18 protein-coding genes are annotated in these 20,002 nt (G+C 66.6%); 12 read left to right on the top strand and 6 right to left on the bottom strand.

The features are described 5' to 3' along the window. Positions 1-21: 21 nt before the first annotated feature. The 3 genes from ACIPK7_RS10810 to ACIPK7_RS10800 all read left to right on the top strand — a co-directional run bounded on the left by ACIPK7_RS10810 (position 22) and on the right by ACIPK7_RS10800 (position 2,878). A complete protein-coding gene (locus tag ACIPK7_RS10810; RefSeq protein WP_401087633.1) occupies positions 22-1,047 on the top strand; it encodes a LysM peptidoglycan-binding domain-containing protein in 1,026 nt (341 codons plus the stop codon). 131 nt (positions 1,048-1,178) lie between these two features. Continuing rightward, positions 1,179-2,279, top strand: a complete 1,101-nt coding sequence (gene dprA / locus ACIPK7_RS10805) for a DNA-processing protein DprA (RefSeq protein ID WP_401087631.1) — start codon at positions 1,179-1,181, stop codon at positions 2,277-2,279. Positions 2,280-2,320: 41 nt separating this feature from the next. Then, complete coding sequence (locus ACIPK7_RS10800) at positions 2,321-2,878, top strand: L-threonylcarbamoyladenylate synthase (RefSeq protein WP_401087629.1); 558 nt, start codon at positions 2,321-2,323, stop codon at positions 2,876-2,878. Positions 2,879-2,969: 91 nt separating this feature from the next. Here ACIPK7_RS10800 and ACIPK7_RS10795 read toward each other — a convergent pair whose 3' ends face one another. Then, positions 2,970-3,947, bottom strand: a complete 978-nt coding sequence (locus tag ACIPK7_RS10795) for an NADPH:quinone reductase (RefSeq protein ID WP_192435664.1) — start codon at positions 3,945-3,947, stop codon at positions 2,970-2,972. Positions 3,948-4,129: 182 nt separating this feature from the next. Here ACIPK7_RS10795 and hemF point away from each other — a divergent pair, with 182 nt between their 5' ends. Together hemF and aroE are read left to right on the top strand one after the other, a co-directional pair. Then, positions 4,130-5,044 carry an oxygen-dependent coproporphyrinogen oxidase gene (gene hemF, locus ACIPK7_RS10790; protein ID WP_401087627.1) on the top strand — a complete coding sequence of 305 codons (915 nt, stop codon included), beginning with the start codon at positions 4,130-4,132 and terminating at the stop codon, positions 5,042-5,044. A 178-nt stretch (positions 5,045-5,222) separates the two neighbouring features. Beyond that, the gene (gene aroE / locus ACIPK7_RS10785; RefSeq protein WP_401087625.1) at positions 5,223-6,044 is read left to right on the top strand and encodes a shikimate dehydrogenase; all 822 of its coding nucleotides are present in this window, start codon (positions 5,223-5,225) and stop codon (positions 6,042-6,044) included. Between the two features lie 232 nt (positions 6,045-6,276). On the opposite strand, the gene ACIPK7_RS10780 is transcribed toward aroE, so the two are convergent. From ACIPK7_RS10780 to betC, 3 genes are read right to left on the bottom strand one after another with little or no spacing between them, the layout of a single operon-like run. After that, positions 6,277-7,836, bottom strand: coding sequence for a SulP family inorganic anion transporter (locus ACIPK7_RS10780; RefSeq protein ID WP_401087623.1), 1,560 nt, complete (start codon positions 7,834-7,836; stop codon positions 6,277-6,279). Positions 7,837-7,843: 7 nt separating this feature from the next. After that, on the bottom strand, positions 7,844-8,782 hold the full coding sequence (locus tag ACIPK7_RS10775) for a choline ABC transporter substrate-binding protein (protein ID WP_401087621.1): 939 nt from the start codon (positions 8,780-8,782) through the stop codon (positions 7,844-7,846). A gap of 30 nt (positions 8,783-8,812) precedes the next feature. After that, positions 8,813-10,330: a choline-sulfatase gene (gene betC, locus ACIPK7_RS10770; protein ID WP_401087619.1), complete on the bottom strand. Its 1,518-nt coding sequence runs from the start codon at positions 10,328-10,330 to the stop codon at positions 8,813-8,815. Positions 10,331-10,459: 129 nt separating this feature from the next. On the opposite strand from betC, the gene ACIPK7_RS10765 reads away from it, so the two are divergent. The 5 genes from ACIPK7_RS10765 (at position 10,460) to ACIPK7_RS10745 (ending at position 15,883) form a co-directional block, all read left to right on the top strand. After that, a complete protein-coding gene (locus ACIPK7_RS10765; protein WP_401087617.1) occupies positions 10,460-11,356 on the top strand; it encodes a choline sulfate utilization transcriptional regulator in 897 nt (298 codons plus the stop codon). Continuing rightward, the gene (locus ACIPK7_RS10760; protein WP_401087615.1) at positions 11,353-11,685 is read left to right on the top strand and encodes a DOPA 4,5-dioxygenase family protein; all 333 of its coding nucleotides are present in this window, start codon (positions 11,353-11,355) and stop codon (positions 11,683-11,685) included. Before ACIPK7_RS10765 ends, ACIPK7_RS10760 begins: the two co-directional genes overlap by 4 nt. Before the next feature lie 103 nt (positions 11,686-11,788). After that, positions 11,789-12,310, top strand: coding sequence for a sigma-70 family RNA polymerase sigma factor (locus ACIPK7_RS10755; RefSeq protein ID WP_401087613.1), 522 nt, complete (start codon positions 11,789-11,791; stop codon positions 12,308-12,310). Continuing rightward, on the top strand, positions 12,307-13,248 hold the full coding sequence (locus tag ACIPK7_RS10750; RefSeq protein WP_401087611.1) for a FecR family protein: 942 nt from the start codon (positions 12,307-12,309) through the stop codon (positions 13,246-13,248). Before ACIPK7_RS10755 ends, ACIPK7_RS10750 begins: the two co-directional genes overlap by 4 nt. Before the next feature lie 250 nt (positions 13,249-13,498). Beyond that, positions 13,499-15,883: a TonB-dependent receptor gene (locus ACIPK7_RS10745; protein ID WP_401087609.1), complete on the top strand. Its 2,385-nt coding sequence runs from the start codon at positions 13,499-13,501 to the stop codon at positions 15,881-15,883. Between the two features lie 59 nt (positions 15,884-15,942). Here the strand turns inward: ACIPK7_RS10745 and ACIPK7_RS10740 are convergent, their stop codons facing one another. Then, the gene (locus ACIPK7_RS10740; RefSeq protein ID WP_401087607.1) at positions 15,943-16,260 is read right to left on the bottom strand and encodes an antibiotic biosynthesis monooxygenase family protein; all 318 of its coding nucleotides are present in this window, start codon (positions 16,258-16,260) and stop codon (positions 15,943-15,945) included. Positions 16,261-16,583: 323 nt separating this feature from the next. On the opposite strand from ACIPK7_RS10740, the gene ACIPK7_RS10735 reads away from it, so the two are divergent. Next, positions 16,584-17,525, top strand: a complete 942-nt coding sequence (locus tag ACIPK7_RS10735) for an AraC family transcriptional regulator N-terminal domain-containing protein (protein ID WP_401087605.1) — start codon at positions 16,584-16,586, stop codon at positions 17,523-17,525. 289 nt (positions 17,526-17,814) lie between these two features. Here ACIPK7_RS10735 and ACIPK7_RS10730 read toward each other — a convergent pair whose 3' ends face one another. Next, positions 17,815-18,201 (bottom strand): VOC family protein, encoded by a 387-nt coding sequence (locus ACIPK7_RS10730; protein WP_192435653.1) that lies wholly within the window; start codon positions 18,199-18,201, stop codon positions 17,815-17,817. 190 nt (positions 18,202-18,391) lie between these two features. Between ACIPK7_RS10730 and ACIPK7_RS10725 the strand changes: the two genes are divergently transcribed. Next, entirely contained in the window at positions 18,392-19,897 is a 1,506-nt protein-coding gene (locus tag ACIPK7_RS10725; protein WP_401087603.1) for a YdgA family protein, read from the top strand. Positions 19,898-20,002: the final 105 nt, after the last annotated feature.

The raw sequence follows: 20,002 nt of genomic DNA, 5'->3' as shown, positions 1-20,002 counted from the left end.
CATAATAAAGGGATTCACCGCATGAGGAAAACACTACTCGCCCTGCTGCTGCTCGCCGCAGGCGGGGTGGCGCAGGCTGCCGTGCAGCTCAAGGAAGGCCATCCGGATCGCTATACCGTAGTGAAGGGCGACACCCTCTGGGACATCTCCGGCAAATTCCTCAGCAAGCCGTGGAAGTGGCCGGAAATCTGGCAGGTGAATCCGCAGATTCAGAACCCGCACCTGATCTATCCAGGTGATGTGCTGAGTCTCACGTACGTTGACGGCCAGCCGCGCCTGACGCTCAACCGCGGGGAGTCGCGCGGGACCATCAAGCTGTCGCCGCGGGTGCGCAGCACCCCGATCGCCGAGGCGATACCGACCATCCCGCTGGACAAGATCAACGCCTTCCTGCTGTCCAACCGCATCGTCGATAGCGACGCCGACTTCTCCAGCGCCCCCTACGTGGTCGCTGGCGATCAGGAGAGCGTGATCAGTGGCGCCGGCGACCGCGCCTATGCTCGCGGTAACTCGCTGTCGGAAGAGAACAGCTATGGCATCTTCCGCCAGGCCAAGGTTTACACCGACCCGGAGACCAACGAAATCCTGGGCATCGACGCTATGGACGTAGGCGGCGCCAATGTCACGGCCAAGGAAGGCGACGTCGCCACCCTGATGCTGACCCGCACCACCCAGGAAGTCCGTTCGGGTGACCGCCTGTTCCCGACCGAGGAACGCGCGATCACTTCGACCTTCATGCCCAGCGAGCCATCCACCCCGATCAAGGGCACCATCATCGACGTGCCGCGCGGCGTGACTCAGATCGGCAAGTATGACGTGGTGACCATCGACAAGGGCTCCCGCGATGGCTTGGCCGAAGGCAACGTACTGGCGATCTACAAGCTGGGCGAAACCGTGCGCGACCGTGTCACCGACGAGATGGTGAAGATCCCGGACGAGCGCTCGGGCCTGGTGATGATCTTCCGCACCTATAACCGCCTGAGCTACGGTCTGGTGCTGACCGCCACCCGTTCGCTGGAGGTCAACGACCGCGTGCTCAACCCCTGATCGACGCGTGAGTCGAAGAAAACCCCGCTCCGGCGGGGTTTTTTGTGGGCGCGATCCGGAAGGGTCCGACAGCGGGGGCGTCTGCCTGCGCGGCATAGTCCGGACGACTTCCCACCGCCAAGGACTGCGCCATGCCCCATGACCCGACTCTTTCCCCGTCCGAACTCGAAGCGCGGCTGCGCCTGCATGGCCTGCCCGAGCTGGGCCCCAGGCGCTTTCGCCGGCTGCTGGAGGCCTTTGGCTCGGCGTCCGCCGCCTTGAGCGCGCCGGCGGCCGCCTGGCGCTCCCTGGGGTTGCCTGCCGTCTGCGCGGAGCCGCGTCGCGATGCTTCCATCCGCGAACAGGCGGCTCAGGCGCTGCGCTGGCTGGAAGCGCCTGAGCATCATCTGGTCATGTGGGACGCTCCCGGTTACCCCGCTCTGCTCGCTGAGCTGAATGATGCGCCGCCACTGCTGTTCCTGGCCGGCGATCCGTGCTTGCTGGAGCGGCCGCAATTGGCGATGGTTGGTAGCCGCCGGGCCAGCAAGCCGGGGTTGGATACCGCACGGGCCTTCGCCCGCAGCCTGGCCGGCGGTGGCTTCGTGATCACCAGCGGGCTGGCGTTGGGCATCGACGGCGCGGCCCATGAGGGGGCGCTGGAGGCCGGCGGCAAGACCGTTGCCGTACTGGGCACCGGCCTGGAGCATCTCTACCCGCGTCGCCACCTCGGACTGGCGAAACGCATCGTCGAGCACGGCGGCGCGGTGATCTCGGAGTTGCCGCTGAACTGCGCGCCCCAGGCGTCGAATTTCCCACGGCGCAACCGGATCATCAGCGGCCTGTCACTGGGCACCCTGGTAGTGGAAGCCAGCCCGTCGAGCGGGTCGCTGATCACGGCGCGGCTGGCCGCCGAGCAGGGTCGCGAGGTCTACGCGATTCCCGGTTCGATCCACCACCCCGGTGCGCGCGGCTGCCACGAGCTGATCCGCCAGGGCGCGATGCTGGTGGAGACGGTCGAGCATATCCTCGAAGGCCTGCAGGGATGGACGCACGGCGCGCCTGCGGTAGAAGTCGCGCCAGTGTTGCCGCCTCACCCGCTGGTCGACCTGCTGCGCGCCGCGCCGCAAAGCAGTGAGCAACTGGCGTTGCGCAGTGGCCTGGAGCTGCCGCAGTTGCTGGCGGAACTCACCGAACTGGAGCTGGACGGGCGAGTGGCCTGCGAGGCGGGCGTCTGGGTGCATCGTGCCCGCTGAGCACGTAAACTGCCGCGCATCGCAGAACCGAGGAATTCACGATGTACAGCAACTGGCGAACCCAGCGCATGGCAAAGGTCGTGCGCGACGGCGGTGTGATCGCTTACCCGACCGAAGCCGTCTGGGGCCTGGGCTGCGACCCGTGGAGCGCCGACGCCGTGTACCGCCTGCTGGCGATCAAGGCACGCCCGGTGGAAAAGGGCATGATCGTGGTGGCTGGCGACATCCGTCAGTTCGACTTCCTCCTCGAAGACTTGCCCGAAGCCTGGCAGGACACGCTCGCCGCCAGCTGGCCTGGCCCGAACACCTGGCTGGTGCCGCACCAGGGACGCCTGCCCGAGTGGGTGACCGGCGAGCACGATACCGTGGCGCTGCGCGTCACCGACCACCCGTTGGTGCGCGAACTGTGCCGCTTCACCGGCCCGCTGATTTCTACCTCCGCCAACCCCGCCGGCCGTCCCTCCGCTCGGAGCCGTCTGCGCGTGGAACAGTACTTCCGGGGTGAGCTGGATGGCGTACTCGGTGGCGCCCTGGGAGGGCGCCGTAATCCGAGCCTGATCCGCGACTTGCGCACCGGCGAGACGGTACGACCCTCGTAAACCGGGTTTCATGCGTTTCGCGAGCAAGTTCGCTCCTACATGTATCGCCTCTTCGTAGGAGCGAGCTTGCTCGCGAACGCTGTTCATCCCGTCAGGGCAGCAGGATGGTCGACCCGGTGGTGCGCCGCGCCGCCAGTTCGGTCTGCGCCTTGGCCGCTTCTGCCAGGGCGAAGCGCTGGTTGATCTCCACCTTCACCTTACCGCTGGTGATCATGCCGAACAGGTCGTCGGCCATGGCCTGCAGGCGCTCCGGCGTGCTCGCGTAGCCGAACAGCGTCGGCCGGGTGACGTAGAGCGAGCCCTTCTGCGACAGGATGCCCAGGTTCACCCCGTCCACCGGGCCGGAGGCGTTGCCGAAGCTCACCACCAGGCCGCGCTGGGCGGTGCAGTCCAGCGAGGTCAGCCAGGTGTCCTTGCCCACCGAGTCGTAGACCACCGGGCATTTCTTGCCATCGGTCAGCGCGAGCACGCGCTCGACCACGTTCTCGTGGCTGTAGTCGATGGTTTCCCAGGCGCCGTGGGCTTTCGCCAGCTCCGCCTTGGCAGTGGAGCTCACGGTGCCGATCAGGTGCGCGCCGATGGCTTTCGCCCACTGGCAGGCGATCAGCCCGACGCCGCCTGCGGCCGCGTGCCAGAGGATGGTCTGGCCCGGCTGCACGTTGTAGGTCTGGCGCAGCAGGTACTGCACGGTCAGTCCCTTGAGCATGACCGCGGCGGCCTGCTCGAAGGTGACCGCATCCGGCAGCTTCACCACGCTGGCTGCCGGCAGCACGTGCTGCTCGCTGTACGCGCCCAGCGGGCCGGTGGCGTAGCCGACGCGATCGCCGACCTTCACGTTGGTTACCGCGCTGCCCACCGCTTCCACCTCGCCAGCGCCTTCGGTGCCGACACCGGATGGCATGCTCGGCGCGGGGTACAGGCCGCTGCGGTAGTAAGTGTCGATGAAGTTCAGGCCGATGGCGCGGTTACGCACCCGCACCTCGTTCGGGCCGGGCTCGGCCGGGGTGTAGTCGACGATTTCGAGGACTTCCGGGCCGCCGGTCTTGGCGAATTGAACACGCTTGGCCATGTCGCTCTCCTGAGGGCGCGAGGCTCTGCCTCGCCGGGGAAAAGACTTTCATCCAAGCCGCACGCATGACGGGCGTCAAGACCAGCTTTGTCGGCGGCGATGGTATGCTTGCCCCCGTTTTGGCACCCAAACTCCGCTCCGGCCCGCGCCACGCGTGGCTTTCCCGCTCCAAGGTGATTCTCGTGACCGACCGCATCGAGGCCGTGAAGGCCTACCTGCTCGACCTGCAAGACCGCATCTGCGCCGCACTCGAAGCCGAGGACGGCAGCGCTCGTTTCGTCGAGGACGCCTGGCAGCGCCCGGCGGGTGGCGGCGGTCGGACGCGGGTGATCGGTGATGGCGCGCTGATCGAGAAGGGCGGCGTGAACTTCTCTCACGTGTTCGGCGCCGGCCTGCCGCCGAGTGCCAGTGCGCATCGTCCGGAGTTGGCCGGTCGCGGCTTCCAGGCGCTGGGCGTTTCCCTGGTGATCCACCCGACCAACCCCCACGTGCCGACCTCCCACGCCAACGTGCGCTTCTTCATCGCCGAGAAGGAAGGCGAGGAAGCGGTCTGGTGGTTCGGCGGCGGCTTCGACCTGACGCCCTACTACGCCCATGAGGAAGACTGTGTGCTCTGGCACCAGGTCGCCCGCGACGCCTGCGCGCCCTTCGGCGAGGACGTCTACCCGCGCTACAAGGAGTGGTGCGACCGCTACTTCCACATCAAGCACCGCAACGAACCGCGCGGCGTCGGCGGCCTGTTCTTCGACGACCTGAACCAGTGGGATTTCGATACCAGCTTCGCCTTCCTGCGCGCCATCGGCGATGCCTTCATCGATGCCTACCTGCCCATCGTGCGCAAGCGCAAGGACACCCCGTACACCGAGCAGCAGCGCGAGTTCCAGGCCTTCCGCCGCGGCCGCTACGTCGAGTTCAACCTGGTCTACGACCGCGGCACGCTGTTCGGCCTGCAGTCGGGCGGGCGCACCGAGTCGATCCTCATGTCGCTGCCGCCGCAGGTGCGCTGGGGCTACGACTGGAAGCCCGAGCCTGGCAGCGAGGAAGCGCGCCTGACCGAGTACTTCCTCACTGATCGGGACTGGTTGGCCCAGGCCTGACGTTCGTATCTCGGGCGGTTCGCGAGCAAGGGCTAGGCGCCCCCCTCGGTCCTAAGAAGAGCAAGCTCGGCACGCGGGCTACCTGTAGGAGCGAGCTTGCTCGCGAACACCGCCTGGCACCGAAACGGAAAAACCGGCACTCTCTCGGCCTTTCGTTTTTCACGCCCCAGGATTTCCCATGGACCGCTACTGCGTCTTCGGCAACCCCATCGGCCACAGTAAGTCGCCGCAGATCCATCGTCTGTTCGCCGAGCAGACCGGCCAGGCGCTGAGCTACGACGCGCGGCTGGCGCCGCTGGACGATTTTGCCGGAAACGCCCTCGAGTTCTTCGCCGAGGGCTGGGGTGGCAATGTCACCGTGCCGTTCAAGGAAGACGCTTATCGCCTGGCCACCGAGCTGACCGAGCGCGCGCGCCGGGCTGGCGCAGTGAACACCCTGAAGAAACTCGACGGCGGCGGGCTGCTGGGCGACAACACCGACGGCGCCGGGCTGACCCGCGACCTCACGGTGAACCACGGTGTCGTCCTGCACGGTGCGCGCATCCTGGTGCTGGGCGCTGGCGGTGCGGTGCGCGGCATCCTCGAACCCTTTCTAGGCCAGCAGCCGGCGTGCATTGTCATAGCCAACCGCACGGCGTCCAAGGCCGAGCAACTGGCGCAGGAGTTCAAGGACCTGGGCGAGGTGAGCGGCGGCGGTTTTGACTTGCGTGCCGAGCCTTTCGACCTGATCGTCAACGGCACCTCGGCCTCCCTGGCCGGCGAGCTGCCGCCCATCGATCCGACGCTGATCAAGCCAGGGCATACCGTCTGCTACGACATGATGTACGGCAAGGATGTGACGGCCTTCAACCGCTGGGCCGCCGAACACGGCGCGGCGCGCTGCATCGACGGGCTGGGCATGCTGGTCGAGCAGGCGGCAGAAGCCTTCCTGCTGTGGCGGGGCGTGCGCCCGGATTCGGCGCCGGTGCTGGAGGAGTTGCGCCGTCAGCTCAAGGGCTGATCGGGGCTCCCCCTGGGTTACTCCTGCGCTCGGATCGGCCCTCACCCTAACCCTCTCCCAGGGGGAGAGGGGACCGTTCGGTGCCGGATGAAACCACAGCGTCAGCCGGCACGATTTGCTCCCTCTCCCTGAGGGAGAGGGGGACAGCGCCAGCACGGAATCATCCGGTGAAGGACGGTCGCTCCTGTAACGGGGCACCCCAACCCCAAAGGTGCGAAGCAAAAGCGCACACCTACTCCTCGACCAGCAACACCCCGCCCTTCCCCATCTGTCTTTCCAGCTCCGCGCGCACCCGTGGCCGGGCGTTGCGCAGTACCAGGCTGCGGCCTTCGCTGGCCAGGCGGCGGGCCTCCTGCTGGAGCATCTGCGCACCGGCGAAGTCGATGAAGTTCACGTGGTGGGCGTCCAGCACCAGGCGTTCGCCGCGGCTGTGCTGCATCAGCTTCTGCAGGTAGTCGCAGGCGCCGAAGAAGATCGAGCCTTCGATGCGCAGCACTTCCTCGTCCTCTTTCTCCCACTGCTGCACGCGCGGTTGCGAGGTGCGCTTGAGGTAGAAGAACAGCGAGACCAGTACGCCGGCGTAGATGGCGTTCTGCAGCGGCAGCAGCAGGGTAGCGGCGAGGGTCAGCAGCATCACCAGGGACTCCGCGCGGCTGCCTTTCCACAGCGCGTGCAGGGCTGGGCGGTCGACCAGGTTCCAGCAGATCAGCAGGATGCCGGCGGCCATGGCCGGCAGCGGGATATGGGTGATCAGGCCGGAGCCGGCCACGGCGAGAAGTGCGACCCACATTGCCGAGAAAACCCCGGCCAGCGGCGTGCGTGCGCCCGCATCCTGGTTTAGCCCGGAGCGGGTGAAGGAGCCGGCGGACAGCGTGCCCGACAGCCACGGCCCGATCAGGTTGGACAGCCCCTGCGCGCGGACTTCCTGGTTGGCATCCAGCGGCTGGTGCGAGCGCGCGGCCAGGGCGCGGGCAATCGACAGGCTGGTGACCAGCCCGAGCATGCCGCAGGCCACGGCGGCGGGGAGCAATTGGGCGAGGGCGGACAGGTCGAACGACAGCGGGCTAAGCGGCGGCAGTGCGCTGCGGAAGGCGGCCACCTTGGCAACCTCGGCGAAGGTCGCCGGCATCGCCCAGACCAGCGCGCTGGCGCCGAGCAGGCCGACCAGCAATGCCGGCCCGCGCCGCCACAGTCGCTTCACGATCAGGCTCAGCGCCAGGCTGAACAGCCCCACCAGCAGCGACGGCCCGTGGAACTGCGGCAGCTGCCACCAGAGCGCGGCGGCGCTGGTCAGCGCCGTGCCCTGCCCCGCTGCACTGATGCCGAGCAGGTACGGCAACTGGCCGATCACGATCACCAGCGCGGCGCCGCAGGTGAAGCCGAGCAGCACCGAGTGCGAAACGAAGTTCACCAGCACGCCGAAGCGCAGCATGCCCAGCAACCACTGGAACAGCCCGGCGAGGAAGGTCAGCAGCAGTGCGTACTGGATGAACTGCGCGCTGCCCGGCGGCGCTAGCGGGGCTATGGCGGTGAACAGCACCACCGAGATCGCCGCCGTCGGCCCGCCGACCATGTGCTTCGACGATCCCCACAGGCAGGCGATCAGCACCGGCAGCATGGCCGCGTAGAGCCCGTATTCCGCCGGCAGCCCGGCGATCAGTGCGTAGGCCATGGACTGCGGAAGGGCGAGCACCGCGCCGGAAAGGCCCACTCCCAGGTCACGGCGCAGGTCGCGACAGCTGACCTGGGGCAGCCAGGCGAGGAACGGTAGCAGGCGGATCAGGCGCTCCATCGAAGGCCTACAGCTTGGCCTTCACGGCAGCTAGCGCGTCGCCGCCGTCGCGGGTCTTAACGCCTTGCAGCCAGGTGTCGAGGCTCTGCGGGTTGGCCTTGATCCAGGCTTTCACCGCGTCGGGGGCCTTGGCGTTCTTCTCCAGCACCTCGGCCATGATGGCGTTCTCCATCTTCAGGTCGAAGGACAGGTTGGCCAGCAGCTTGCCGCTGTTCGGGCACTGCTCGGTGTAGCCGTTGCGGGTCACGGTGAACACGCTGCCGGTGCTGCCGAAGTACTTCTCGCCGCCGGTGAGGTACTTCATGTCGTATTTCACGTTCATGGGGTGCGGTGTCCAGCCGAGGAATACCACCCAGCGCTCGCGCTTCACCGCGCGGCCGACCTCGGCGAGCATCGCCTGCTCGCTGGACTCCACCAGCTTCCAGTCGCCCAGACCAAACTCGTTGCCCGTGATCATCTTCTGGATCGACTGGTTGGCCGGCGCGCCGGAACCGATGCCGTAGACCTTCCGGTTGAACTGGTCGGCGTGCTTGTCCAGGTCGTCGAAGGTCTTCACCCCGGCGTTCCACACGTAGGTGGGCACGGCGAGGGTGAACTCGGTGCCCTGCAGATTCTTCGCCAGTTGGGTGACCTGTTTGCTGGCGATGAACTGGTCATGAAAGCCCTGCTGCGCGGGCATCCAGTTGCCGAGGAAGGCGTCGACCTGGCCGTCGCGCAGGCCGCCGTAGGTGATGGGCACCGACAGGGTGTCGATCTTCACCTTGTAGCCCAGGCCTTCGAGGAGGAAAGCGGCGATGCCGTTGGTGACGGCGATGTCGGTCCAGCCCGGATCGGCCAGCTTCACCGTACTGCAGGCTTCATCTTCGGCCCGGGCCAGCGGGCCGCCCAGCGCCAGTGCGCTGGCCAGCAATAGTGCGGATGCTTGTCGTACGGTGCGCTTGGTCATGCTCCCTTCCCCTTCGGCGTGTTGTGGTTGTTATTTCGGTTGCGGATAGCGGGCGCGGCGCTCCAGATCGTCGAGGTCGATGTGGTTGCGCATGTACTGCTGGCTGGCGTCGACCATGGGCTGGTGATCCCAGCTTTTCAGCGTGCCCTGGGTCAGTGCGTCGGCCACCAGTCGGCGGCGGCGTTGGCTGGCCAGTACCTGCCGGGTGATGGCTGTCACGTCCCAACGCGCGCGGGCTTCGCCCAGCAGGTCGCGTACCAGGTTCGCGTGGGCCGGCGAATCCATGAGGTTGTGCAGCTCGCGCGGATCGTTGGCGACGTCGAACAGCAGGCACGGGTCCTGCTCGGAGTAGATGAACTTGAAGTCACCGCGACGGATCATCATCAGCGGGCTGACGGTGCCTTCGGCGGTATATTCGCCGATCACTTCGTCATGCCCGCCGGCGCCTTGCAAGTGCGGCAGCAGTGAGCGGCCGTCGAGATCGACGCCGGGCTCGACCTGCCCGCCGGCCAGCTCGAAGAGGGTCGGCAGCAGGTCGACGGTGGACACTGACTGGCTGACCCGATGCGCGGCGAAACGCTTGGGCGCGTGCACCAGCAGCGGCACACGGGCGGCCATCTCGAACCAGTGCATCTTGTACCAGAGGCCGCGCTCGCCAAGCATGTCGCCGTGGTCGCCGGAGAACACGATCAGGGTGTCTTCACTCAGGCCGCAATCCTCCAGGGTGCGCAGCAGCGCGCCGATCTGCGCGTCCACGTAGCTGCACGAGCCGAAGTAGGCGCGGCGGGCGGCGCGCACCTTCTCCTCGGGCATCTCCTGGCCCCACAGGTCGATCACCTTGAGCAGGCGCTGCGAGTGCGGGTCCTGTTCGTCCTGGGCGATCTGCACCGAGGGCAGCGGGATTTCCTCGTCGCGGTACAGGTCCCAGTACTCGCGTGGAATGGTGTAGGGGTCGTGCGGGTGGGTCATGGACACGGTGAGGCAGAACGGCTGCTCGGGGTGTTCGCGCACGTGGTCGTAGAGGTATTGGCGCGCCTTGAACACCACCTCCTCGTCGAAATCGAGCTGGTTGGTGCGCACGCACGGGCCGGCCTGCAGCACCGAGGACATGTTGTGATACCAGCTTGGGCGCACGTCCGGCTCGTCCCAGTTCACTGCCCAGCCGTAGTCGGCGGGATAGATGTCGCTGGTCAGGCGCTCCTCGTAGCCATGCAGCTGGTCCGGGCCGCAGAAGTGCATCTTGCCCGAGAGCGCGGTGCGGTAGCCCAGGCGGCGCAGGTAGTGCGCGTAGGTGGGGATGTCGGCGGCAAAATCCGCGGCGTTGTCCCAGGCGCCGATCCTGGTCGGCAGCTGGCCGCTCACCAGGGTGAAGCGCGAGGGCGCGCAGAGCGGGCTGTTGCAGTAGGCCGAATCGAACACCACGCCCTCAGTGGCGAGGCGCGAGAGGTTGGGCAGCTTGATCGGCGACTGGGCGTCGTAGAAGGGCAGGAGCGGCGCGGCCATCTGGTCGGCCATGATGAAGAGGATGTTCGGGCGCTGGCGCTTCATGGCGTTGGGCTTATCCTATTGGCGCTGTTATGGGATGCTGTGCGGTATGAGTCTGTGGCCTGCTGGATACGGGGTGAAGTGCATGGCGGAGCATGCTTCGGATAACGCCTGCTTATGTGAGGGCCAGCCATGAGCGTGCCGCTGGAACTGCTGCGCGTGTTCGAGTCCGCCGCCCGCCTGCTCAGCTTCACCGCCGCTGCCGGCGAGCTGGGCACCACCCAGCCGGCGGTCAGCCAGCAGATCAAGCGCCTGGAGAAGCTCCTCGCCGCGCGCCTGTTCGACCGCATCCACCGGGGCATCGCCCTCACCGAGAGCGGACAGCTGCTGCAGCAGCACGTCCAGGCCGGGTTGGAGAGCATCGATGCCGGAATCGCCGCAGTCACCGCCAGGCATCCCCACGAGGTGTTGCAGGTCGCCACTGACTTCGCTTTCGCCGCGTACTGGTTGATGCCGCGCCTGCCGCGCTTCCGCCAGGCGCATCCGGAGCTGGACGTCGGCCTGATCAGCAGCGACCGCAGCCCGATTGCCCTGCGTAGCGATATCGACGTGGCCATCGCCTTCGGCGACGGGCGCTTCAAGCACGGTGAGGCGTTGCGCCTGTTCAGCGAGGAAGTCTTCCCGGTGTGCAGCCCGCGTTTGCTGGAAGGCCGCGAGCTGCCGCTGTCGCCGCAGGCGCTCACCCAGTTGCCGCTGCTGCACCTCAAGCCCGAAGCCTCCAGCCGCTGGTTCGACTGGGGCGGCGTCTACCGTGCGCTGGGCATCGAGGGCGCCCCGGCACCGGCCGGGCTGCGTTTCGACAACTACACCTTGCTGGTGCAGGCGGCCATCGCCGGGCAGGGCGTGGCCATCGGTTGGCGCCACCTGGTCGACGAACTGCTGGAGCAGGGGTTACTGTGCCGGCCCATCGCCGGATCGCAGCAATCGCGCTTCGGCTATTACGCCGTACTGCCCGAGCGCAAGCGGCGGATGCGCCTGGTGCAGCGTTTCGTCGACTGGCTGCAGGCGGAACTGGAGCAGGACCCATGACCGAGATTCAGGACTTCCACGCCCACGTCTATTTCGACGCCGGCAGCCTCTCACGCGCCCGCGCGCTGTGCGAGGAGGCCGCGCGCCGCTTCGGCGCGAAGATGGGCCGCGTCCACGAGCGGCCGGTCGGTCCGCATCCGGACTGGAGCTGCCAGCTGGCCTTCGACAACGCGACCTTCGCTACCCTGGTGCCATGGCTGGCGCTCAACCGCGACGGCCTGGTGATCTTCGTCCACCCCAACACCGGCAATGACCTGCGCGACCACCGCGACTACGCCCTGTGGATGGGCGAAGTGCGGCCGCTGGACCTCTCGCAGTTTACGAGCTGACACTTTTTTGCATTCGATAATAATTCTCGATTCGTTGTATGCTGCCCACCCTTCGTATCGGCCTGACAGACGTTGGCCGATTTTCCAGGGTATTTCGGCCATCATGCGGCGCTTCGCCTCCTCCTCCCTGCTGCAGAGCTTCCAGGCGCACTACGCGGACCTGATGCGCTTCCTCGCCCGCAGGCTGGGAGACCACCAGCGCGCCGCCGACGTTGCCCAGGACACCTGGCTGCGCCTGGCCGACCACCCCGCCGAAGCCGAGGTGCAGGACCCGCGCGCCTACCTGTTCCGCGTGGCCGGAAACATTGCCATCGACAACCTGCGCCGCGAGGGCCGGCTGGCCGAGTTGCACGTCGACGAGACCGTCGCCAATGACCTGAGCGACCCCGCGTCCGGGCTGGAGCACCGCCTGCTCGCCCATGAGGCGCTGGAACATCTGGACGCCGCCCTTGACCAGTTGCCGTCGAACGCCCGCGAGGCGCTGCTGATGAACCGCCTCGACGGCCTCACCCACGCGCAGATCGCCCAGCGCCTGGGCGTGTCCGAGAGCATGGTGGGCAAGTACATCGTCCAGGCCATGCGTCATTGCCGCGACTGGGCGCAGCGCCAGGAGGGCACGCCATGAGCCGTGTGGAGCTGCCTCTTTCCGACGAGGCCATCGAGCGCCTGGTTCAGCTGCACTCGGGCGGCGCCGAGGCTGCCGAGCGCATGGACTTCCTGCGCTGGCGCGGGCAGAGCGCGGAGCACGAACTCGCCGCCCGCGAGGCCGAAGCCCTGTGGGGTGCCCTGCCGGAAACCCGCAGCGCCCAGCGCTATCGCCAGCTCGCGCGGCGTCCCCGTCGGCTGCTGGCGCTGGCGGCCGCTGCGTGTGTCGCCGCCATCGCGGTGACCATTGCCCTGCCCGAGCCGCTGGCCGGGTTGTATGCCGACTACGCCACCCGCACCGGCGAGCGGCGGATGCTGGAGCTGGCCGATGGCAGCCGCGTCTGGCTTAACAGCGACAGCGCGCTGTCCGTGGACTTCAGCCCGCAGCAGCGGCGCCTGCGCCTGCATGGCGGCGAGGCGTTGTTCGAGGTGGCCAAGGATGCGGCGCGGCCCTTCATCGTCGAGGCGAAAGGTGGCGAAGTGCGCGCCGTGGGTACACGCTTCGATGTCGACAGCCGCGGGCCGCAGGTGCGCGTGGACGTGACCGAAGGCGTGGTTCAGGTCAACAGCGCCGGCAGTGCGCCGGTGCGCCTGGCCGCCGGCGAGCGCCTGAGCTACCGCGACAGCGCCGCGTCCGAGCCGGTGCAGCCGCTGGACCTGTCCAGCGCCAGCGCCTGGCAGCGTGGCAAGCTGATCTTCAACCAGCGCCCGCTGGGCGAGGTGCTCGATGAACTGGAGCGCTACGTGCCTGGCCGCATCCTGCTGACCGACAGCGCGCTGCGCCAGCACAAAGTCAGCGGCGTGTTTGACCTGCAGGACCCCGGCGCGCTGCTCAAGACCCTGGAACGGTTGCAGCCGGTGACCGTTACCCATCTGCCCTGGCTGGTGCTGATCCGTCCCGCGCCGAAAGCCGGATAGATCTTCGTAGGATCGAGGGGGACGCCTAGTTCTTGCTCGCGAACAGATTTCCCGGCGGTTCCATGGCTGGGCGGTTCGCGAGCAAGCTCGCTCCTACAGGTACGGGAAACCGCAGAACCGGCCGTCTCGCAAGAAAATGAAAATTTTTTGCATTTACCACTGCAAGGTTTGCCTGGCCGTTTCGTCGTAGGCAGGAACGCGAAAAATTCTCAATACGCGACCCTGCCACACAAGAACGGATTTCTCCCGCATGCCTTACCGTCCTTCCCCGCTGCACCGCGCGCTGTTGCTGGCTTCCCTGCTCGGCGCCGCGGCTCCCCTAGCCCACGCGGCCGGCTCCGCGACCGTCGAACTGCACATCGCGCCGCGCAGCCTGGACAGCGCGCTGACCCAGTTCGCCGACCAGGCCGGGCTGCACCTGCTGTTCAACTCCGAGGACATCCAGGGCCTGCAGAGCGAAGGGCTGGACGGCACCTACAGCACCGAGGAAGCGCTCAACCAGCTGCTCTCCGGCAGCGGCGTGAGCTGGCGCTTCACCGACGAGCGCACCGTGCTGCTCAAGCGCGAGAAGGACGACTCCGCGGCCCTGAGCCTGGCGCCGATGCAGATCAGCGTGGCGGCGCGTACGCCCACCGAGATCAGCTCGATCCCCGGCACCGTCTGGGTCGTCGACCAGACCCAGCTGCGCGAACAGCTGGATACCGGCGTCAGCCTCAAGGAAGCCGTGGGCAAGCTGGTCCCCGGTCTCGACCTGGCGCCGGAAGGCCGCACCAACTACGGCCAGAACATGCGCGGGCGCAACGTGCTGGTGATGATCGACGGCGTCAGCCAGAACAGCTCGCGCGGTCTGTCGCGGCAGTTCGACAGCATCTCGCCGTTCAACGTCGAACGCATCGAAGTGCTCTCCGGCGCCAGCGCCATCTACGGCGGCGGCGCCACCGGCGGCATTATCAACATCATCACCAAGAAGGGTGCGGCCGGTGATACGCGCTTCGAGACGCAGCTGGGCGCCACCAGCGGCTTCAACAACAGCGACGACCTGTCGACCCGTGCCGCCCAGTCCATCAGCGGCGGCAATGACCGCGTAGTCGGTCGCCTGGGCGTCTCGGCGGAGAAGAACGAAGCCTTCTACGACGGCGCCGGCAACCAGATATTCATCGACAACACCCAGACCGACCTGCAGTACAACCGCACCGTCGATGTGATGGGCAACCTCACCGCACAGTTCACCGACGAGCAGAGCCTCGATCTGCTGGCGCAGTATTACGACTCGGGCAACGACGGCAGTACCGGCATCTACTTTCCCAACCTGAAGTACCAGGGCCCGTCGAACCTGGAAGACGCGGAGATTCGCAGTGGTCTGGACACCGATCTGGAGCCGCGCTCGCGCCGCGTACTGCTTAACGCCAACTACCACCACAGCAATCTGCTGGAGCAGGACTTCTACCTGCAGGCGTACTACCGCAAGGAAGACGACAACTTCTATCCCTTCCCCTACTACAACACCGGCAAGCCCACCGGTTCCAAGGGCGTGTACTTCGCCGGCTCGCAGCAGAATTTCGAGGTCAGCGGCCTCAAGGGGCTCTTCAGCAAGCAGTGGGATTCGCTGAAGTTCACCTACGGCGTGGACTTCGACCACGAGCGCTTCAACGCCGAGCAGAAGGTCTTCGACCAGCGCCTGTCCTCCGAGAGCGGCGGGCTGGACCTGGAAACCGCCAGCAGCGCGCCGCGCTACCCCAGCTACATCGTCGACGGCCTGTCCTTTTATGGCCAGCTGGACTGGAAGGCCACCGACAACCTGACCCTCTCCGGCGGCGCGCGCCACCAGAAGATGGACGTCGAAGTAGACGACTTCAAAGGCGTGCCCGGCGGCAGCAACGACTATCAGGTCAACCTGTTCAACCTCGGCGCGATCTACGACTTCAAGAACGGCCACCAGGTCTGGACCAACTACAGCGAGGGCTTCGACCTGCCCGACCCGGCCAAGTACTACGGCAAGGCCGGCCTGTCGGTGGACGACAACCCGCTGGCCGGGATCAAGAGCCGCCAGGTCGAGACCGGCTGGCGCTACAGCGACATGCAGTGGCAGACCCAGGCGGCGGTGTATTACATCTGGTCGGACAAGATCATCACCACCGACATGGCCACCCTGACCATCGACGTGCAGGACCAGAAGAGCCGCGACTTCGGCTTCGAGGGCGCGGTCACCCGCTACTTCGAGAATGGCTGGCAGGGCGGCACCACGCTGCACCTGGTGCGCTCGGAAGAAGAGGACGCAGACGGTGACTGGATCAAGCGCGATGCGCGTTATGCGTCGCTGTCCAAGTCCACCGCTTTCGTTGGCTGGGGCGATGGCGAGCGCAGCGCCCGCCTGCAGGCCCAGCACGCCTTCAACCTGAAGGACGACGCGGACCACGAGATCGACGGCTACACCACCTTCGACCTGATGGGCGAGCAGAAGACCGGCTTCGGCACCTTCAGCGCCGGTATCCAGAATCTGCTGGATAAGCAGTACAGCACCGTTTGGGGCCAACGCGCCGCGCTGTTCTACTCGCCGACCTACGGGCCGGCCTACCTGTACGACTACCAGGGCCGCGGTCGCACCTTCAACCTGGGCTGGAGCCTGGAATACTGAGGGCCTGAAAGCTCTGTTACCTGAAAGCTCTCTACCCAAATCTCTCTACCTGAAAAGACTCAGGCCACCTTTCCGGTGGCCTGATCGAGGGCTTCCACTATGCCGCCGCTGAGGCTTCGGCAGTGGCATAAAAGCACTTCGCCGAGCAGCTGCAACGAGGGCGTGGCGAAGTAGTCGAGCAGTGCCTCCTCGTCCTTCCAGCTGCCCTGCAGCAGCCAAGGCTGACCGTTCTCACGGGCTACCAACTGACAGCGCAGGCAACCCGGCGCACGACGTGCGCCGTCGACCAGGTTGTCGATCAGCGCGCCCAGTTCCGCCTCGTGGCCCAGCCGGGGGTGAATCTGCAGTTCGTGTTCGATGGGGCTTTGCCAGTGCATGTCCTGTCCTCCGCGTATACAGGAAGAAGCCCGAGGTGGCTCCTCGGACGACTGACAGTAAGCTTACGGCGCGGCCAGCAGCGGGCGTTATCCGGATGCTGTCGCCTTCTTGCCTGATCCTGCGGAACATTCGCCACGCCCCGAAAAAAGATGATTCTCCGCAGTTTCCAGCCCTTGCACCGCTACGGTGCGCGCCCCGATGCCGGCGTGGCTTGTCCATTTCTGCCGATTGCTTGCCTGATCCTCCAGCGGCTGCCTTACTGTCACACGCGCGCATGCGCCGTGGGCGTAAGCTTCGTGCGCCGTCACTGGAGGTCCCGTGCATGTCCCAGTCCGTTCCCGCCTTTGATCCCATTGCTGCCGGCCGCCAGGAGCTGGCCGACATCATCCAGCGCCACTGCCTGGGTGAAGGTGTCTTCGAAACCCCCATCGATTCGCTGCTGGTCGCGCGCAACGACAGCCCGAGCGAAGGTCGCATGCCGACGCTCTACCGTCCGGCCCTCTGTGTAATTGCCCAGGGCTGCAAGGAGGTGCGCCTGGGCAGCGAGGTCTATCGCTACGACGAACTCAACCTGCTGGTGGTGTCGGTGACGCTGCCGGTCTCCGGCCAGGTGATCGAAGCCTCGTCGGACAAGCCCTACCTGTCCATCCGCCTGGACATCGACCCCGGCGAGCTGACCCGGCTGATCGCCGAAGCAGGCCTGGCTGGCAGCGCGCCGCGTCCGGCCAGTCGCGGCATCTACCTGCAGCGCGTGGATTGCACGGTGCTCGACGCCCTGCTGCGCCTGATGCGGCTGCTGGATACTCCGCGCGACATCGGGATGCTGGCGCCGCTGTTCGTCCGCGAAATCCTCTATCGCCTGCTGCGCGGCCCGCAGGGCCACCTGCTGCACGATCTGGCGATGACCGACAGCCAGACCCACCGCGTCACCCGCGCCATCGAGTGGCTCAACCGCAACTACGACAAGTCCCTGCGCATCGAGGACCTGGCCCGTGAGGTGAACCTCAGCGTGTCCACGCTGCACCACCGCTTCAAGGAAGTGACCGCGCTCAGCCCGCTGCAGTACCAGAAGCAACTGCGCCTGCAGGAAGCGCGGCGGTTGATGCTGTCCGAGGGACTGGAAGTGGCGGTAGCCGGACACCGCGTCGGTTATGAAAGCCCGTCGCAGTTCAGTCGCGAATACAGCCGTCTGTTCGGCGCGCCGCCGCTGCGCGACCTGGCGAGCCTGCGCGGGGCGCTGGGCAGCGAGGCGGTGCCGGCCTGAGGTTGTTCCGCTCTTGTAGGAACGGGGCTTCTGCGCGAACGGCCTGTGGCGATGCCCGCGGAGGGATTCGCGGACAAGGTCCGCTCCTACGGGGGCGTTGGCTTGGCATCGGAGCTATGCATTTCCCCCTCACCCCAGCCCTCTCCCTCAGGAGAGGGGGCCGTTCGGCGTGCCTGTGAACAGCAGAGCCAGCCGGCGAGCACCGAGTTTTCAAAGCGCTCGGGACAGTCCCCTCTCCCCCTGGGAGAGGGTTAGGGTGAGGGCATGCCCAGGCACCTGAAGCCGGGCATCAGCGCTCGTAAAGCTCCAGCGGCAGCTCATCCGGGTCGGCGAAGAAGGTGAAGCGCTTGCCGGTCAGTTCGTCGTCGCGGATCGGCTCGCAGGCCACGCCATGGCTCTGCAGATGGGCCACGGCGCTCTCCAGGTCGTCCACGGCGAATGCCAGGTGGCGCAGCCCCTGCGCCTCGGGATAGGAAGGCCGCGCCGGCGCGCCGGGGAAGGAAAACAGCTCCAGCCGCGCATCGCCCAGTTCCAGGTCGAGCTTCCAGGAGTCGCGGGCGGTGCGGTAGGTCTCGGCAACCACCTTCAGGCCCAGCACCTGGGTGTAGAAGTGCTTGGAGCGCGGGTAGTCCGAGCAGATCAGGGCGACGTGATGGAGGCTGTGCAGCAGGGCCATGGGCGGTTATTTCCGGAGAGTCGGAGCGCTCTATCCTGACAGCCATGCACCGATGGTCAATGCTGGCGCTGTGAAGTCGGTCGCCAACGGTGCTGGAGTGATGGCAGTGCGCCTGCTAGCATCCCGCCGCCCACTCCCATAAACGGTCGACAGGATGTCCCCCGTTCGGCCGCACCTGAAAGGACTCAGCATGAAAAAGACCGCCCTGGCCATCGCCATTCCCGTTGCCGTCGTCGGCGCCGCCATTGCCGGTGCCTGGTACACCGGCACCCGCGTCGAGCAGGAGGTGAACCGCGGTATCACCGAAGCCAATGAACTGTTCAAACAGGAAGCACCTGGTCTTGGCGCCTACCTGACCCTGGTGGACATCCAGCGCGGCCTGTTCTCCAGCACCGCGCGCTACAACCTGACCTTCACCGGCAAAGAAGGCGAGCAGCCGCAGACCCTGGTATTCACCGATCGGCTGGAACACGGCCCCTTCCCCGCCTCGCGCCTGGCGGCCGGCAAGCTGGCGCCGGTCATGGCGCAGAGCCATTTCGCCCTCGAGCAGAACGAGCTCACCGCACCGTTGTTCACCGCTGCCGGCGGCAAGGCGCCGCTGTTCGGCGACCTGACCATCCACTACGACCAGAAGCAGGAAGGCAACGTCGAAACCGCGCCCCTGGAGTTCGCCAAGGATAGCGACAAGCTGCGCCTGTCGCCGATCAAGCTGGCGTTCAGTGTCTCCGGTAACAAGAAGGACGTGAGCGCCGTGGGCAACCTCGCCGAGGTCGACCTGGACTTCACCGACGAGAACACCGGCCAGCTGGCGCATGTGCAGCTGCGTGACCTTGGCCTGCAGGGCGACAAGAAGGAAAACGCCAACGGCTTCGCCCTCGGCCCCAGCTCCGCCACCATCAAGAGCCTGAACATCAAGTCGCCGGGCGCGCCGGAAGTCGAACTGCGCGAAGCCGTGGTCGAGGAAGTGCTCAAGCAGGGCGGCAAGGGCCTTGACCAGAGCGTCTCGTACCGCATCGGCAAGGTTGTGGTGCAAGGCCAGGAAATCGGCGGCGCAAAGCTCGACCTGAGCCTGCGCAACCTCGATGAAGGCGTGCTCAAGACCTTCAAGGAAACCTACAGCAAGATGGCGCTGGACAGCCTGGAAAGCACCGAGCTGACCCCGCAACAGGAAGAGGAACTCAAGCGCCTCGGCCTGGCCCTGCTGGAGGGCTCGCCGGTGCTGTCGCTGGACGAGCTGTCGCTCCAGACCAGCCATGGCGTGGCCAAGGCTTCCCTGTCGGTCGACCTGCGCAAGCCCGACGCCGCGGCTGCCACGCCTGACGAGATGGCCCGCAGCATCCTGGCCGCGCTCAAGGCCGACCTGAAGGTGGACAAGGCAGTGATCGGCGACATCGTCGCCCTGCAGGGTTCGCTGGGTGGCGAGGCGGCTGGCAGCGTCGACCCGGTGGCGCTCAAGCAGCAGTCCGATGCCATGACCGACCTGTTCAGCGGCATGGCCCTGAACTCGCAGTGGGCGGTGCTCGACGGCAACGCGCTGTCCAGCTCGCTGGCGTACGCCAACGACCAGGTGAAGTTCAACGGCAAGGACATGAGCATGCCGGAATTCATGGCCTTCGCCATGGGCTCTGCGCAGGGCCTGGGCCTGGGCGGCGGCGCCGAAGGCGAAGAGGCGCCCCAGGAAGAAAGCGTGGAATAACCCGCGCCCGAAACGAAAAAGCCCGGCATTCGCCGGGCTTTCTTCTTGGTGCAGACCTTGTAGGAGCAAGCTCGCTCCTACAGAAAAGCGATCTGGCGGCGCCGC

Origin of the sequence: Pseudomonas sp. NPDC086581, assembly GCF_044746165.1 — a bacterium.
In the GTDB taxonomy this organism is placed as follows: Bacteria; Pseudomonadota; Gammaproteobacteria; order Pseudomonadales; family Pseudomonadaceae; genus Pseudomonas.
The sequence above is the reverse complement of the archived record's forward strand: the minus strand, read 5'-3'. Positions and strand labels throughout refer to the sequence as shown.

What these genes read in the sequence shown, in the direction of transcription:
- ACIPK7_RS10760 (WP_401087615.1), top strand. Translation starts at nt 11,353, where the DNA reads ATGACCGAGATTCAGGACTTCCACGCCCACGTCTATTTCGACGCCGGC.
- ACIPK7_RS10730 (WP_192435653.1), bottom strand. Translation starts at nt 18,201, where the DNA reads ATGGCCCTGCTGCACAGCCTCCATCACGTCGCCCTGATCTGCTCGGAC.
- aroE (WP_401087625.1), top strand. Translation starts at nt 5,223, where the DNA reads ATGGACCGCTACTGCGTCTTCGGCAACCCCATCGGCCACAGTAAGTCG.
- ACIPK7_RS10725 (WP_401087603.1), top strand. Translation starts at nt 18,392, where the DNA reads ATGAAAAAGACCGCCCTGGCCATCGCCATTCCCGTTGCCGTCGTCGGC.
- betC (WP_401087619.1), bottom strand. Translation starts at nt 10,330, where the DNA reads ATGAAGCGCCAGCGCCCGAACATCCTCTTCATCATGGCCGACCAGATG.
- ACIPK7_RS10780 (WP_401087623.1), bottom strand. Translation starts at nt 7,836, where the DNA reads ATGGAGCGCCTGATCCGCCTGCTACCGTTCCTCGCCTGGCTGCCCCAG.
- dprA (WP_401087631.1), top strand. Translation starts at nt 1,179, where the DNA reads ATGCCCCATGACCCGACTCTTTCCCCGTCCGAACTCGAAGCGCGGCTG.
- ACIPK7_RS10775 (WP_401087621.1), bottom strand. Translation starts at nt 8,782, where the DNA reads ATGACCAAGCGCACCGTACGACAAGCATCCGCACTATTGCTGGCCAGC.
- ACIPK7_RS10740 (WP_401087607.1), bottom strand. Translation starts at nt 16,260, where the DNA reads ATGCACTGGCAAAGCCCCATCGAACACGAACTGCAGATTCACCCCCGG.
- ACIPK7_RS10745 (WP_401087609.1), top strand. Translation starts at nt 13,499, where the DNA reads ATGCCTTACCGTCCTTCCCCGCTGCACCGCGCGCTGTTGCTGGCTTCC.
- ACIPK7_RS10810 (WP_401087633.1), top strand. Translation starts at nt 22, where the DNA reads ATGAGGAAAACACTACTCGCCCTGCTGCTGCTCGCCGCAGGCGGGGTG.
- ACIPK7_RS10750 (WP_401087611.1), top strand. Translation starts at nt 12,307, where the DNA reads ATGAGCCGTGTGGAGCTGCCTCTTTCCGACGAGGCCATCGAGCGCCTG.
- ACIPK7_RS10755 (WP_401087613.1), top strand. Translation starts at nt 11,789, where the DNA reads ATGCGGCGCTTCGCCTCCTCCTCCCTGCTGCAGAGCTTCCAGGCGCAC.
- ACIPK7_RS10800 (WP_401087629.1), top strand. Translation starts at nt 2,321, where the DNA reads ATGTACAGCAACTGGCGAACCCAGCGCATGGCAAAGGTCGTGCGCGAC.
- ACIPK7_RS10765 (WP_401087617.1), top strand. Translation starts at nt 10,460, where the DNA reads ATGAGCGTGCCGCTGGAACTGCTGCGCGTGTTCGAGTCCGCCGCCCGC.
- ACIPK7_RS10735 (WP_401087605.1), top strand. Translation starts at nt 16,584, where the DNA reads ATGTCCCAGTCCGTTCCCGCCTTTGATCCCATTGCTGCCGGCCGCCAG.
- ACIPK7_RS10795 (WP_192435664.1), bottom strand. Translation starts at nt 3,947, where the DNA reads ATGGCCAAGCGTGTTCAATTCGCCAAGACCGGCGGCCCGGAAGTCCTC.